This is a genomic window from Pseudomonas sp. BF-RE-22 (assembly GCF_019956155.1).
Taxonomy (GTDB): Bacteria; Pseudomonadota; Gammaproteobacteria; order Pseudomonadales; family Pseudomonadaceae; genus Aquipseudomonas; species Aquipseudomonas migulae.
In genome coordinates this window covers 17,399-31,676 of record NZ_JAHBDD010000015.1, presented here as the reverse complement: position 1 = coordinate 31,676, position 14,278 = coordinate 17,399, and the positions used below count along the sequence as shown (strand labels likewise).

At 61.1% G+C, this 14,278-nt stretch carries 15 protein-coding genes; 10 read left to right on the top strand and 5 right to left on the bottom strand.

Going from position 1 to position 14,278, the window contains the following annotated elements; all coding sequences use genetic code 11:
• On the bottom strand, positions 1–177 hold the full coding sequence (locus KGA82_RS10335; protein WP_008034333.1) for a hypothetical protein: 177 nt from the start codon (positions 175–177) through the stop codon (positions 1–3).
• 199 nt (positions 178–376) lie between these two features.
• Complete coding sequence (locus tag KGA82_RS10330; RefSeq protein ID WP_202949197.1) at positions 377–1,282, bottom strand: LysR family transcriptional regulator; 906 nt, start codon at positions 1,280–1,282, stop codon at positions 377–379.
• 211 nt (positions 1,283–1,493) lie between these two features.
• Here KGA82_RS10330 and KGA82_RS10325 point away from each other — a divergent pair, with 211 nt between their 5' ends.
• Entirely contained in the window at positions 1,494–2,369 is an 876-nt protein-coding gene (locus KGA82_RS10325) for an MBL fold metallo-hydrolase (protein WP_008034330.1), read from the top strand.
• A gap of 41 nt (positions 2,370–2,410) precedes the next feature.
• On the top strand, positions 2,411–3,025 hold the full coding sequence (locus KGA82_RS10320) for an NAD(P)-dependent oxidoreductase (protein ID WP_223450279.1): 615 nt from the start codon (positions 2,411–2,413) through the stop codon (positions 3,023–3,025).
• Between the two features lie 88 nt (positions 3,026–3,113).
• Here the strand turns inward: KGA82_RS10320 and KGA82_RS10315 are convergent, their stop codons facing one another.
• Positions 3,114–3,995, bottom strand: coding sequence for a LysR substrate-binding domain-containing protein (locus KGA82_RS10315; RefSeq protein WP_008034326.1), 882 nt, complete (start codon positions 3,993–3,995; stop codon positions 3,114–3,116).
• A 160-nt stretch (positions 3,996–4,155) separates the two neighbouring features.
• Between KGA82_RS10315 and KGA82_RS10310 the strand changes: the two genes are divergently transcribed.
• The 6 genes from KGA82_RS10310 (at position 4,156) to KGA82_RS10285 (ending at position 11,580) form a co-directional block, all read left to right on the top strand.
• Positions 4,156–5,793: a 5-guanidino-2-oxopentanoate decarboxylase gene (locus tag KGA82_RS10310; protein ID WP_008042005.1), complete on the top strand. Its 1,638-nt coding sequence runs from the start codon at positions 4,156–4,158 to the stop codon at positions 5,791–5,793.
• Positions 5,790–7,238: an aldehyde dehydrogenase family protein gene (locus KGA82_RS10305; RefSeq protein WP_223450278.1), complete on the top strand. Its 1,449-nt coding sequence runs from the start codon at positions 5,790–5,792 to the stop codon at positions 7,236–7,238. Before KGA82_RS10310 ends, KGA82_RS10305 begins: the two co-directional genes overlap by 4 nt.
• 217 nt (positions 7,239–7,455) lie before the next feature.
• Positions 7,456–8,559 carry an extracellular solute-binding protein gene (locus tag KGA82_RS10300; protein WP_008034320.1) on the top strand — a complete coding sequence of 368 codons (1,104 nt, stop codon included), beginning with the start codon at positions 7,456–7,458 and terminating at the stop codon, positions 8,557–8,559.
• Between the two features lie 194 nt (positions 8,560–8,753).
• Positions 8,754–9,662, top strand: a complete 909-nt coding sequence (locus tag KGA82_RS10295) for an ABC transporter permease (protein ID WP_008034316.1) — start codon at positions 8,754–8,756, stop codon at positions 9,660–9,662.
• Positions 9,659–10,507: an ABC transporter permease gene (locus KGA82_RS10290; RefSeq protein ID WP_223415988.1), complete on the top strand. Its 849-nt coding sequence runs from the start codon at positions 9,659–9,661 to the stop codon at positions 10,505–10,507. Before KGA82_RS10295 ends, KGA82_RS10290 begins: the two co-directional genes overlap by 4 nt.
• A 17-nt stretch (positions 10,508–10,524) precedes the next feature.
• Positions 10,525–11,580: an ABC transporter ATP-binding protein gene (locus KGA82_RS10285; RefSeq protein WP_008034313.1), complete on the top strand. Its 1,056-nt coding sequence runs from the start codon at positions 10,525–10,527 to the stop codon at positions 11,578–11,580.
• Positions 11,581–11,717: 137 nt separating this feature from the next.
• Here the strand turns inward: KGA82_RS10285 and KGA82_RS10280 are convergent, their stop codons facing one another.
• Entirely contained in the window at positions 11,718–12,647 is a 930-nt protein-coding gene (locus tag KGA82_RS10280) for an AraC family transcriptional regulator (RefSeq protein WP_008034311.1), read from the bottom strand.
• A 334-nt stretch (positions 12,648–12,981) separates the two neighbouring features.
• Here KGA82_RS10280 and KGA82_RS10275 point away from each other — a divergent pair, with 334 nt between their 5' ends.
• Together KGA82_RS10275 and KGA82_RS10270 are read left to right on the top strand one after the other, a co-directional pair.
• Positions 12,982–13,335 (top strand): putative quinol monooxygenase, encoded by a 354-nt coding sequence (locus KGA82_RS10275; protein WP_008034309.1) that lies wholly within the window; start codon positions 12,982–12,984, stop codon positions 13,333–13,335.
• Between the two features lie 41 nt (positions 13,336–13,376).
• A complete protein-coding gene (locus KGA82_RS10270) occupies positions 13,377–13,607 on the top strand; it encodes a hypothetical protein (RefSeq protein WP_008034307.1) in 231 nt (76 codons plus the stop codon).
• On the opposite strand, the gene KGA82_RS10265 is transcribed toward KGA82_RS10270, so the two are convergent.
• Positions 13,608–14,237, bottom strand: coding sequence for a flavin reductase family protein (locus tag KGA82_RS10265; RefSeq protein ID WP_008041982.1), 630 nt, complete (start codon positions 14,235–14,237; stop codon positions 13,608–13,610).
• Positions 14,238–14,278: the final 41 nt, after the last annotated feature.

Sequence of the window (14,278 nt, the reverse complement as noted above, 5' to 3'; positions counted from 1 at the left end):
TCACCGGAGGGCGTTGAGGGTCGCGTTGTGGGGAATGCAGCGCTCGAAGTTGCAGCTCGCGTACTCACGGGGCAGGTTTCGCAATTGCTCAACGCGCCACGCCGCGGTGCCGTACAGCGCCAGCGTCACCGCGCAGGTGATGAAAATGGCGAGGTATCTTCTTGTTTTCGTGTTCATGGCGTTGACCTCTGAACGAATACCCTTCGGTACTAAGTTCAGCATAGGTCAGCGGCAGTGAGTTGCCAGTGAAGCGGCTTTCAGAACGCTGATGCCCCTGTAGGAGCCGGCTTGCTGGCGATAGCGGTGGGCCAGTCAACCTGTTTATTGACTGGACGGACGCCATCGCCAGCAAGCCGGCTCCTACAGGGGAACGTATTCACAATCCTGCATCCCACTCTGGTTCTTCCGGAAACCGCAGCACCAGAAAATCCAGCACGCTGCGCAATGCCGCCGGCATGTGTTTGCGTGAGGCATACACCGCGTAGATGTTCATCTGGCGCGGCTCGGCCTGGGGCAGCAGGCGGATCAGTTCGCCGCTGTGGATATGCACACCCGCCTGATAACTCGGCAACATCGCCACCCCGGCGCCAGCGATTGTTGCGCGCAGCAGGGTGCTCGCTTCGTTGGCGCTGATGTTGCCCTGCACCGGCACCGAGACCGGTTCGCCGTCCTGCTCGAAATGCCAAAGGCTTTTGCCGAAGTAGGAGTGGGTCAGGCAGTTGTGCTGGCTCAGGTCTTCCACCCGCATGGGCGTCGGGTGCTCCTGCAGGTAAGCGGGGGCGGCGCAGATCACCGAGCGGCAGACCGTCAGCCGTCGCGCAATGAGGTTCGGGTCCAGGTCATTGCTGGTGCGAATCGCCAGATCGATGCGCTCATCCACCAGGTTCACCGTGCGGTCGAGCATTTGCAGGTCGATGCTGACGCCGGGGTAACGTTTGACGTAGGCGGCCATCGCATCCGCCAATTGCGCCTGGCCGAACGAGGTGCTGACGCTGATCCGCAGCAGGCCACGCGGCGCATCGTCCGGCTCGCTGACGGCGGCCTGCATGTCCGTGGACAGATCGAGCATCTGTCGACAGCGCGGCAGGATTTCACTGCCGGCGGCGGTCAGGCTCAATTTACGCGTGGTGCGATGCATCAGGCGCGCGCCGACCCAGTCTTCCAGTTCCGCCAGATACCGCGAAACCACCGGCCGCGACAGGTCCAGGTGATCGGCGGCGGCCGACTGGCTGCCGAGGTCGACCACCGTGACGAATACGCGCATTGCTTGTAGACGATCCATGATTTGCCCGCTTTCAGAAACAAACTATGTCTAAGCATCGCATTTTTTGTAATGAATAAGGCAACTAAGCTCTGTCCATATTCTGTAGGAGCCGGCTTGCTGCGGGCGGTGTTGATAACGCGTAGTTCCTGGATAAACGCGGCGTCTTCAAATCCATCGCCAGCAAGCCGGCTCCTACACAAAGGGCGTCTATCAAACAACGGAGCAACAGATGATCGGTTTCAACCTCAAGCGTATTTTGCTGGCCACGGCCACCCTCGGTTTCGCGGCCCACGCGGCGGCATCGACGCTGACGCTGGATGTTTACAACCCCGGCGAGAAAGCGATCTTCCCGGTGACGTCGGTGCTGGTCAGCGGCGAGAAGGACGCGATTCTGGTGGACGCGCAATTCGGCAAATCCCAGGCCGAGCAAGTGGTGGAAAAAATCCGCGCCAGCGGCAAGCAACTGACCACCATCTACATCAGCCACGGTGATCCGGATTACTACTTCGGCCTCGACACCCTGACCGCCGCGTTCCCCAACGCCAAGGTGCTCGCCTCGCAACCGACCGTGGACCACATCAAGCAAACCGTCGACGGCAAACTGGCGTTCTGGGGGCCGAAAATGGGGGCCGACGTGCCGGCCAAAACCATCGTGCCGGACGTACTCAAGGGCGACAGCCTGATGCTCGAAGGGCAGAAGTTGCAGGTGGTAGGTCTTGAGGGCAAGCAACCGGATCGCACCTTTGTGTGGATCCCGTCGATCAAGGCAGTGGTCGGTGGCGTGGTCGTCGCAGAAAACATTCACGTGTGGATGGCCGATACCCAAACCGCGCAGTCCCACGCTGACTGGCTGGCTACGCTGCACTCCATCGAAACCCTGAAACCGCACACCCTCGTGCCGGGTCACTACCTTGGCAAAAGTGCCCGCTCCCTGGCTGCCGTGCAGTTCACCGCGGATTACATCAAAGCCTTCGACGAAGAAACTGCCAAGGCCAAAGACGCCGCCGCGCTGATCGCCGCGATGAAAAAACGCTACCCGAAACTGGGCGAAGAAAGCTCGCTGGAGCTGAGCGCCAAAGTCGCCAAGGGCGAGATGAAGTGGTAACCCGATTCACCCACTCACACTGATCCACACTGGAGAACGTCATGAGCAACATCGCAATCATCGGTGCCACCGGCCGTGCCGGCAGCCAACTGTTGGAAGAAGCCCTGCGTCGTGGTCATAGCGTTACGGCCATCGCGCGCGATACGTCGAAAATCGGCCAGCGTGCCGGGGTGGTCAGCAAGAATGTCGACGTGCTGGATGGCGACGCCTTGCAAGCTGCTGTGACGGGGCATGATGTGGTTATCAGCGCGGCACATTTCGCCACGATTCCCGCCGCTGCCGTTGTGGCGCCGGTGAAGAAGGCCGGGGTGAAACGTCTGCTGGTGGTGGGCGGTGCCGGTTCGCTGTTGCTGCCGGACGGCACCCGCGTCATCGACAGCGAAGGCTTCCCGGCGGAATACAAGGCAGAGGCCAGCGCCGGTGCGTTGTTTCTCGAAAACCTGCGCAAGGAACAGGAACTGGACTGGACCTTCCTGTCGCCCTCGGCGGAGTTTGTCGAAGGTGAGCGTACGGGCACGTTCCAGGTTGGCAAGGATGATTTGCTGGTGAGCGGCGCGGGGCGCAGCTGGATTACGTTTGCTGATTATGCGATTGCGATGATCGATGAAGTGGAAGCGCCGAAGCACTCCCGTCAGCGGTTTACTGTCGGGTATTGATGGCGCGGCTTAAACCTTCGCCGGCAAGCCGGCTCCTACAGGGATTTGCCCTTGTAGGAGCCGGCTTGCCGGCGATGCTTTTGGGCTTTCACCGACTCTGCGCCTGCTCCACCAACCACCCCATCAATTCGCGCAACTTCGGCGAAGGTGCAGGTTTCTCCGGGAATACCAGGTAATACGCCAACCCGGTTTTCACCTTCAATTCAAACGGCATGACCAGCCGCCCGGCACTCAGGTCATCGCCAATCAACGACCAATCGCCAATCGCCACACCTGTCCCCTGAGACGCCATCGACATCGCCAGGTCCAGGGTTTCGAAATGCTGACCCTTGCTGACATTGCTCAGTTGAAGATCCGCCGCTTTCAGCCAGGCATTCCAGTCGCGCTCATCCCGCGTCGGGTGCAGCAGCAAGTGCTGTTGCAGATCCGCCGGTGACTGCAAGGCCTGTGGCCCTTCCAGCATCGGTCGCGAACACACCGGCGTCAGTTGCTCGTCGAACAGCAGATAAGACGTCAGCGCGTTGTCCGGCGGCGCGCCATACATCACCGCCGCGTCGAATTGCTCGCGATGAAAATCCACACCGTGCTTGACCGTGGTGGTCAGCTCCACCGGCACATCCGGACGCTCCCGCTGCCACTGCAACAGGCGCGGCAACAACCAGCGCATCACACAGGTCGGCGCCTTGAGTTGCAGGGTTTCGCGCTTCTCGCCGATCTGCTCCACCGCCTCGTCGATCAAGCCGAAAATCTGCTGCACCCGTGGCAGCCACTCCCGTCCTTCAGCCGTCAAATCCAGGCCGCGGGCCTGGCGAATGAACAGCTCATAACCCAAATGTTCTTCCAGCCCGGCGATCTGTCGACTCACCGCGCCCTGGGTGATGAACAGCTGTTCGGCGGCACGGGTGAAGTTGCAGCACTGCGCGGTAATCAGAAAAGTGTGCAGCGCCGGCAGGGGAGGCAATCGTTTCATTGGGATCCAAGGTATGACGTGAGGACATGGCTAGTATGACTTTTTATCCATTGTTGCGGCTACGTGTCGCCCGTTCCAATGAGGCCATCCCTGGACCTGCCCGCTCATCATAAACACTGCGCAGGCCCGGCGTCTCAAACGAACAAAAAGGGCAAAAGACATGGCGACGTGCGGCGAAGTATTGGTCAAGTTACTCGAAGATTACGGGGTTGAGCAGGTGTTCGGCATCCCCGGGGTTCACACCGTGGAGCTGTATCGCGGGCTGGCCCGTTCGAGCATCAACCACGTCACTCCGCGTCACGAACAGGGCGCCGGTTTCATGGCCGACGGCTATGCACGCACCAGCGGCAAACCGGGTGTGTGCTTCATCATCACCGGCCCGGGCATGACCAACATCACCACCGCCATGGGCCAGGCCTACGCCGATTCGATCCCGATGCTGGTGATCTCCAGCGTGCAGACCCGCAGCCAGTTGGGCGGCGGTCGCGGCAAGCTCCACGAGCTGCCGAACCAGAGCGCATTGGTCGGCGGCGTGGCGGCGTTCTCCCACACTCTGATGTCGGCGTCCGAATTGCCGGGCGTATTGGCCCGCGCTTTCGCGCTGTTCCAGGCCGGTCGTCCGCGTCCTGTTCATATCGAAATTCCACTGGACGTTCTGGTTGAAGAAGCCGACGACTTGCTCAGCAGCCTGCCGGTCAACATCGACCGCGCCGGTGCTTCGCCAAGCGCGATCAGCCGCATGACCGAACTGCTCGCCGGCGCCAAGCGCCCACTGATTCTCGCCGGTGGCGGTGCCATCGATGCCGCTGCGGAATTGACTGAACTGGCTGAATTGTTGGACGCGCCAGTGGCGCTGACCATCAACGCCAAAGGCATGCTCGAATCCGGCCATCCGCTGTTGATCGGTTCGACCCAGAGCCTGGTCGCGACTCGCGCCCTGGTTGCCGAGGCCGATGTGGTGCTGGCCATCGGCACCGAGCTGGCCGAGACCGACTACGACGTCACTTTCGCTGGTGGTTTCGAAATTCCCGGCAAGCTGCTGCGCGTTGATATCGACCCGGATCAGACCGTGCGCAACTACCCGCCGCACATCGCACTGGTGGCCGATTCGCGCAACGCTGCCCAAGCCTTGCTGAGCGCGCTGTCCCACAAATCGCTGGCCGAACGCCGCAACGATTGGGGCCAGGTCCGCGCCGCACGTCTGCGCGAAGACCTCGCCGCCACTTGGGATGCGCCAACACTGGCCCAGACCCGTTTCCTCGAAACCGTCCTGCACGAATTGCCGAACGCGGTGTTCGTCGGTGACTCGACCCAACCGGTGTACACCGGCAACCTGACCTTCAACCCGGAGCGCCCGCGCCGCTGGTTCAACTCGTCCACCGGCTACGGCACCCTCGGTTACGCCTTGCCGGCAGCGATTGGCGCCTGGCTCGGCGGTAGCGTTGAAAACGGCGCACGTCCTCCAGTGGTGTGCCTGATCGGCGACGGCGGCCTGCAATTCACCCTGCCGGAACTGGCCAGCGCCGTTGAAGCGCGTACCCCGGTGATCGTCCTGCTGTGGAACAACCAGGGCTACGAAGAGATCAAGAAATACATGGTCAACCGCGCCATCGAGCCGGTCGGCGTAGACATCTACACCCCGGACTTCATCGGTGTCGCCAAGGCATTGGGCTGTGCGGCTGAAGCGGTCAACGGTGTTGAACAACTGCGCAGCGCCTTGCGTGTAGCCACCGATCGCCAAGGCCCGACCCTGATTGAAATCGATCAGACTCTGTGGATGCAGGCGGTGTCGAAATGACTTTCCCCACCACTCTTGATGGTCTGTTCATCGACGGTAAATGGTCGGCCGGCAGCGAACACCTGCGCGTGATCAACCCGGCCACCGAAGCGCTGCTGACCACCGTGAATGGCGGTGATGCACATTCCGTCGATCAAGCCGCAAACGCAGCCACCGAAGCCTTCAAGGCCTGGTCGCAAACCACCGGTGCCGAGCGCGGTGCCATCCTGCGCAAAATCGCTGCGGGCGTGCAGGCCGGTCGCGACAAGTTGATGCACTTGCAGTCGAGCAACAACGGCAAACCGTTGTTCGAAGCGGCCATCGACGTCGATGATGTGATCGCTACGTTCGAGTACTACGCAGGCCTGGCCGAAGGCCTCGACGCCAAACAGGACAGCAACGTCGAGCTGCCCTCCGACGACTTCAGCGCCCGTGTGCGCCGTGAGCCGTGCGGTGTGGTCGGCCTGATCGTGCCGTGGAATTTCCCGATGGTCACCACCGCCTGGAAACTCGCCCCGGCCCTGGCCGCCGGTTGCTGCGTGGTGCTCAAGCCTTCCGAAGTGACGCCGCTGCCGGAGCTGGAACTGGCGGCGATCATCGCCGAGGCCGGTTTGCCGAAGGGCGTGTTCAACGTGGTCTGCGGCACCGGTCTGGCGGTCGGTGCACCGATGTCGGCGGACCCGCGCATCGCCAAGATTTCCTTCACCGGCAGCAACGCGGTCGGCGTGCAGGTGATGCAGCGCGCGGCAGAAACCGTGAAGGGCGTGAGCCTGGAACTGGGCGGCAAATCCTCGCTGCTGGTGCTGGCCGATGCTGACATCGAACTGGCCGTGGAAGTGGCCTGTGGCGGTGGTTTCTTCAACGCCGGGCAGATGTGTTCCGCCACCAGCCGCGTGCTGGTCGCCGATGAACTGGCCGACGAATTCCTCCTGCGCCTGAAGGCGCGTACTGAAGCCATCCGCGTGGCCGACCCGTTCGACCCGAACGTGGAAATGGGCGCACTGGTCAATCAGGCGCAATACCAACGCGTGCTCGGCCACATCGATCGCGGTTTGAGTGCTGGCGCCAAGCTGATCTGCGGCGGCAATCGCCCCGCAGACTTGCCGCGCGGTTATTTTTTGCAGCCGACGATTTTCACCGAAGTGCCCCTCGACAGTGCGCTGTGGTGTGAAGAGATTTTCGGCCCGGTGATCTGCGTGCGCAGTTTCGCCACCGAAGCCGAGGCGATTGCCCTGGCCAACGACAGCCAGTTCGGCCTGGTGGCCAGCGTGGTGACGCGCAACGCCGAGGCGGCGGATCGGGTTGCGAACGCCTTGCAGGCGGGGCTTGTGTGGATCAACGCGCCGCAAGTGATCTTCCCGCAGACCGCGTGGGGCGGCTACAAGCAAAGCAGCATCGGCCGCGAATTGGGGCCATGGGGCTTGCAGGCTTTCCAGGAAATCAAACACGTGATTCGCGCCGTCTGACGGCACGAAAAAGGTGAGCGCATGCCTTCAAAGGAGGCATGCGCTGGCGTCATGGCTTCAATGAATTTTTATCGATAGTCAGGTGTTTTACACGACCTCAGGATGAACTCACTGGTTCAGCCAAGCCCCCGAAAATACGGGGGATAACACTGATCCGGCCGCGCGGATGCAACAGTTTCGACCTGCCTTATACCTACAAAAACAAAGGGAGTCCGTAATGGGCGAGCATGATCTGAACAGACGTCAATTCATCAAAACCGTAGGCGTGGCCTCGGTTGCCGCGGCAGCCATGAGCTTGCCCTTCGTCAAGGCCAATGCCAGCGACACGCGCTTCCAGGGCAAGACCCTGCGCCTGCTGACCTGGTCCGATGACACAGGCCTGGCGGCACTGCGCAACATCGCCGCAACGTTCGAAGACAAGTACGGCTGCAAGGTCATCGCTGATCGCACCGGCAGTACTTCGGAAATGGTCGCCAAACTCAAGGCCGGCGGTGATCGTCCGCAATACGACATCATCACCCTGGCGGGCGTTGGCGCCGAAGGTCTGGCCGCCGCCAACCTGCTGGAAAAACCCGACCTCAATCGCATCCCCAACCTGGTGGATGTCCCGGAGAAATACCGCACCGGCGCCAATGGCCACGGGATCGGTTACCTGCTCTGGTGCAACAGCCTGGTCTACAGCACCCGTACCATCAAGGAAGCACCGGACAGTTACGCCGCCCTGTGGGACGCCGAGCTGTCGCCGAACATCTTCCTGCCGCCGCCGAACTGGACCGAAGCGATGGACCTGATCATCATCGCCGCCAAACTGGCCGGTGGTGACGAACACAACATCGAACCCGGCTTCAAGAAACTCGCCGAGCTGAAGGATCGTGTGGTGACCCTGGGTGAAAACCCGAACCAGATCGCCGAGCTGTTCCGCACCGGTTCCCTGGACATGGGCGGCTTGTACGCACCGGCCTTCTTCCCGAAACAGATCCGCGATCCGGCCTACGGCCTGGGCGCCACGTTCGGCATGAAAGAAGGTTTCTACACCGACCTGATGCTGTCGGTGATGCCGAAAAACCGCCCAGGCGATACCGACCTGACCTACGCGTTCATCAACCACTCTCTGGACCCGTTGGTGCAGGGCAAGATGGCTGAGGACATTTACAACGGCCCGGTCAACGCCAAGGCGATCATCTCCGCCGAAGCGCGCAAGAGCCCGTACATCCTCACGCCGGAGCAGATCGCCGAGAAGGCGATCATGCACGACAACGCCTTCCTGGCCTCCGTGCATGACCAATGGATTCGTCGCTACACGGAAATCTTTTCTTCCTGATCGAGTGTCGAACACAGGTTCTTCAATCACTGAAGATCCCCTGTGGGAGCGAGCCTGCTCGCGATAGCTGACTGACATTCACCGTTAATGTCGACTGATACACCGCTATCGCGAGCAGGCTCACTCCTACAAGGGGCCGGGGTGGCCTGAGGTCTTGTGTTTGCCAGCTGCTTTCCATTGACGAGACCCTTGCTATGGAACACCAACCTCTGACTCATCCGGTCGATGCAGCTCCTGTGCGCGCCAATCGGGGTGTTTCGCCGACGACCCGCGCCTGGTTTTTTCTGACGCCGTCGATGCTGTTTCTCGGCGTGCTGATTGCCGCCAGCCTGCTGGTGCTGCGCATGAGCGTCGGCACCAAAGGCGCGGAATGGACCGGGTTCAGCCTGGCCAGCTACGCCCAATTGCTGGAACCGTATTACCTCAAATCCTTGCTGCTGACCTTGCGCCTGGCGCTGATCAGCGCAGTGATCGCCGTGGTGCTGGCGATCCCGGTGGCCTACACCATGTCGCGCCTGACGTCGCCGTTTGTGCGCAGGATCTTCCTCGCTGCGGTGCTGCTGCCATTGCTGGTCAACCTGCTGCTGCAAAGCTACGGCTGGCTGGTGATTCTCGGCCCGGGCGGCATGCTCAATCAGGCACTGATGGGCCTGGGCCTGATCAAGCGCCCGATCATGCTGCTGTACAACCAGAACGGCGTGCTGATGGGCCTGGTGCAAACCGCGTTCCCGTTGGCCGTGCTGCCGATTGCCAGCGCCATGCGCGGCGTCGCCCGCACTTACGAAGAGGCCGCCGCCACGCTGGGCGCCAGTCGCTTTCAGGTGTTCCGCCAGGTGGTTCTGCCGATGAGTTTTCCGGGGATCATCACCGGCGCGACCCTGGTTTTCGCTTACAACGCCAGCAGCTTCGTGGTGCCGTTGCTGCTGGGTGGCCGACGCGTGCCGATGCTGGCGGTGATGGTCCATGACCAGATCGCCCCGCTGATGAACTGGCCCGCCGCGTCCGCTGCCGGTGTGGTGCTGATTGTCACCACGCTCGCGATCATGACTTTGTCCGAATACATCACTGGCCGTCGTCGGCGCATGCTGGAGGCTTCGCAATGAGCTCTGTGATCAAGAAGCGTTATTCGCTGCTGCCAGGCGAAACCGGCAAGTTTGCCGGCATCCTCTCGGGGTTCATTTTGCTGCTGGCGGTGTTGCCGATCCTGACCATGATCGTCATGTCGTTCAGCGGTTCGTCGAACCTCGACTTCCCGCCGAGCAGCTACAGCCTGCAATGGTACAAGGCCGCCTGGCACACCTTCGTGTCGCCGGACGCGAGTGATGTGCTGAGCCTCGGCAAAGCCATGACCACCAGCCTGATGGTGTCGTGCCTGACCATGGTCTTCGCCACGATCATCGCGGTGCCGGCGGCTTATGCGCTGACCCGTTGCGAGTTCCGCGGCAAAGCGGTGGCGCTGCAACTGATGTCGCTGCCGCTGGTGTTTCCGATGGTGGTATTGGGCCTGGCATTGCTGCTGGTGTTCGACAGCCTGCCGTTCCAGATGACCACCTCACGGCTGGTGATTGCCCACGTGATCCTGGCGCTGCCGTTCGTGGTGAAAAACTGCACGGCGGCAATGCTCTCCATCGGCAGCGAAGTCGAAGAGGCCGCGCAAATGCTCGGTGCTTCGCCAACGCGGGCGATCATCGATGTGGTGGTGCCGCTGATGAAATCGGGGATTCTGGCGGGGATGCTGCTGGCGTTCATCGTCTCGTTCAACGAATTCACCGTGACCTATTTCCTTTACACCATCGACGTGATGACCGTGCCGATCTGGATGTACAGCCGCACCGTGTCGTCGCTCGACCCTACCGTATTTTCGTTTGCCGTGCTGATCGTGCTGATCGACTTCGTCCTGATCTGGGCGTTGGAGAAGCTGGTCGGTGAAGGTGGCGTTTCGTTCTGATTCTTGAGGTGATTCATATGTCTGGTCTGATTCTGGAAAACGTCGAGAAACATTACGGCTCGGCCTGCGCGGTAAAGGATGTGAACCTGCATTTGCCGGAAGGCAAGCTGGTGTGTTTCCTCGGCCCTTCGGGCTGCGGTAAAACCACCTTGCTGCGGATGATTGCCGGCCTCGAAACCCTGACCGGCGGCGAGATTCGCCTGGACGGTGAAGACATCGGCCAAACCCCGGCGCATCTGCGTAATTTCGGCATGGTGTTTCAATCGTTGGCGCTGTTTCCGCACATGACCGTTGGGGAAAACATCGCCTATCCGCTGAAATTGCGCGGGGTCAGCAAGGCTGATCAGCACAAGCGCGTAGTGGAATTGCTGGAACTGATCCAGTTGCAGGAAATGATTGACCGCCCGGTGGCGAAACTGTCTGGCGGTCAACGCCAGCGTGTGGCGATTGCCCGGGCGATTGCCAACCACCCGAAAATCCTCCTGCTGGACGAACCGCTGTCGGCGCTGGACGCCAAGCTGCGCGAGTCGATGCAGGTGGAAATCCGTCAACTGCAACAACGCCTGAACATCACCACCATCATGGTCACCCACGACCAGCGTGAGGCGATGACCATGGCCGATATCGTCGTGGTGCTGGGTGAGCATCGCGTGCAGCAAGTGGGCACGCCGATCGAGATCTATCGTCATCCGGCCAACGAGTTTGTCGCGGACTTCATCGGTTCGGGCAACATCTTCCCGGCGACCGCGCTGGGTAACGGCCAGGTCAGCCTGCCGGGGGGCGATGCACTGCAAGTGCCGATCTGCACGAGCATTGCGGCGGGGGAGAAGGTCAAGATGCTGATCCGTCCTGAGGACCTGCAACTGTCGCATCCGCAGGCGACGGCGGGGAATCGCTTGTTGGGCACCGTGACGTTCGTGCGTGATATCGGCGCGACGATCGAGACGACCGTGGAGTGTTCCGGGGTGTCGTTTACCGCGTTGAGCACGCCGTGCCAGGGGTTCGGGTTGAGCATTGGCAACCCGGTGTCGGTGACCCTTCCGGCGGAGGCTTGCCGAGTACTCGGGGCGTAAAAAGCGCACCCCCTGTAGGAGCGAGGCTTGCCCGCGAAGAACGATAACGCGGTCATTCAGATATGACCGCGGTGATCCCTTCGCGGGCAAGTCGGATCGCCGCCCGCTCGCTCCTACAAATGTGCGGTTGAATTCGGCTAAACCGTCAACCGCAACCGCGCCAAATCCCGCAGCGGCGGCGCCCCGAACAACCGGCTGTACTCCCGGCTGAACTGCGACGGGCTTTCATACCCGACGCGATACCCCGCCGCCGACGCTTCCAGCCCTTCGGCCAGCATCAACCGCCGCGCTTCCTGCAAGCGCAGTTGCTTCTGATACTGCAACGGACTCATCGCCGTCATCGCCTTGAAGCGGTGATGCAAGGTCGACACGCTCAGATTCACTTCCTTGGCTAGATCATCAATGCGCAGCGGTTGCTCATAATTACCGTTGAGCCATTTGATCGCCTGGCTGATGCGGTGGCTCTGGCTGTTGGCAATCGCGATCTCATACAAGCGATGGCCCTGCTGACTGCGCAACAACCGATAGAGAATCTCCCGACGAATCAACGGTGCGAGCATGGCGATGTCTTTCGGTGTGTCCAGCAATCGCGCCAGGCGCAACACGGCATCGAGCATCGCGGTGTCGATCCGTTCGACATACAAACCGCGACCGGTGGGGCGGGTCGGCACGCCCAAAGGACCGGCGTCGGCAATCAACGCGGTGATTTCCGCCGGATCAATGTCCAGCCGCACCGAGAGGATCGGTTCTTCAGAGGTGACGTTCACTATCCGCCCGCTCAGGGGCATGGAGACCGACACCACCAGGTAATTCAGCGGGTCGTAATTGAAGTATTCGTCGGCCAGTCTGACCTCTTTGCGCCCCTGCGCCATGATGCACAACGCCGGTTGCGCCAGCACCGGGGCAAATTCATGGGACTGGCTGTGTTTGCCCATGAACAGCGAGGAGACGGCAGTGGCATAAGTGCCATCCTCCATCGTATTGCGACGGATGATGGCGGCCAGTTCCGCGCGCTGTTTCTCCATGTCGGCGTCCAGCGGGGCTTGAAAGTGATCGAGCGACGACATGCAGGGCATCCTCGGCGAAGCAATGGGAATGAGCTGAGCTTAAATTTGTGCAAGGCACAGCGGTAGACACATCCTGCGAAAAGCTTGCCTGATTCTGCACGGGGTTGAAGAGGTGTGCTGCCAAGGCAGTCTATGGCAGAGAAAACTTGCTCGAACCTCGTGTTTCAGGCCTGTGACACTATTCACACATTGTTACAGGTACCGAATGCAGTCTCGCAGGATTGTGCAACAAGCCGGCAGGAATCGACTAACGGGGCGGCGTGCAGGGGCTTAATCTTGGATCCTGTCGCAGCCCGTCCCACGGCTGCCACTCGAGTACCTGGGAGGGTTGAACATGTCTAAGCAGATCCCCGTCAGTCATATGGCCTTCGTCCGGGCCCGCGCCGGGTGTTCGGCGGAACTCGGTGCGCGCCTCAGCGCCTTGATCGAGCCGTCGCGCACCGCGCCTGGCTGCCTGAGTTTTTCCCTGCAGCATTCGCAGTGCGATCCGGAATTGTGGCTGGTGTCCGGTTTCTGGACCCATCAGCAAGCCATGACGGCCTATTTCAGCACGCCGGCCATGGATATTTTTGCTGAGCTGGTGCAAGAGCTGGTGGTCAACAGCCTGGATTTCCATACCTTCAAGGACGTGTCGGCGGCCCAGGCGCAGTGGCAGTCCCGGTCGCGGGTACACAAACTGGCGGGTTGAGGGTTTAATGACGCCATTCTCAATCAGCCAGGATCCGCGACATGGCACGCAAAGCCTTTGAAACCTTCGAAGCCGTATCCGCCGTAGTGCCCCGCGAGGGCGGTTACTATGCGGCGATTGCCACCAAAGCCATCGGTGGTTCGGGCGCACCGCGCTTCAACAAATTGCTGGAAGACCAGACGTTCAAGACCGCCAAAGAAGCGGACGAAGCTGCCGCCCTGCAACTGACGCACCTCAAGGGCGTCGGCGAAGACGGCGAGCTGATCTGGTAATTACCTGACCGCTCCCGGGCGGAACATCTTGAACAAGGCCTCCGGGCCCAGTTGAAAGTAATCCGCTGGTCCGCCACCGCGCAGAATCGGTTCTGCCGCGGCGGTGTCGTACACCCCGTCCTTCAACAGCCATTTGGCGATGTGCACGGCGACCACTTCGCCGAGAATCAGCCAGCTCGGCACCACGTTGCCGTCGGCGCGCTGCAACTGGATGATCTGCGTGACCTTGCACTCGAAGGACACCGGGCTTTCGGCGACCCGTGGCACCTGAATGATTTTCGACGCCACAGGCGTCAGCCCGGACAACTCGAACTCGTTGACCTCTGGCCCGACCATCGCGCAGCTCTGGTTCATCTGCTCGGCCAGCGGCCGGGTTGCCAGGTTCCAGGCGAACTCGCCGGTCTGCTCGATGTTGTTCAGGCTGTCTTTGCGTCCGACGCTGGAAAACCCAATGATCGGTGGAATGTAGTTGAACGCGTTGAAGAAACTGTAGGGCGCCAGGTTCAGGCGGCCGTCGGCATCCTGCGAAGAAATCCAGCCGATGGGGCGCGGGCCGACGATGGCATTGAACGGGTCATGCGGCAGACCGTGGCCGTTGGCGGGTTCGTAGTAGTGGATGTCGTCGGGCATGAAGGAATTCCTGTTGGTGTGGCGTTCATAGTGCAAGGACG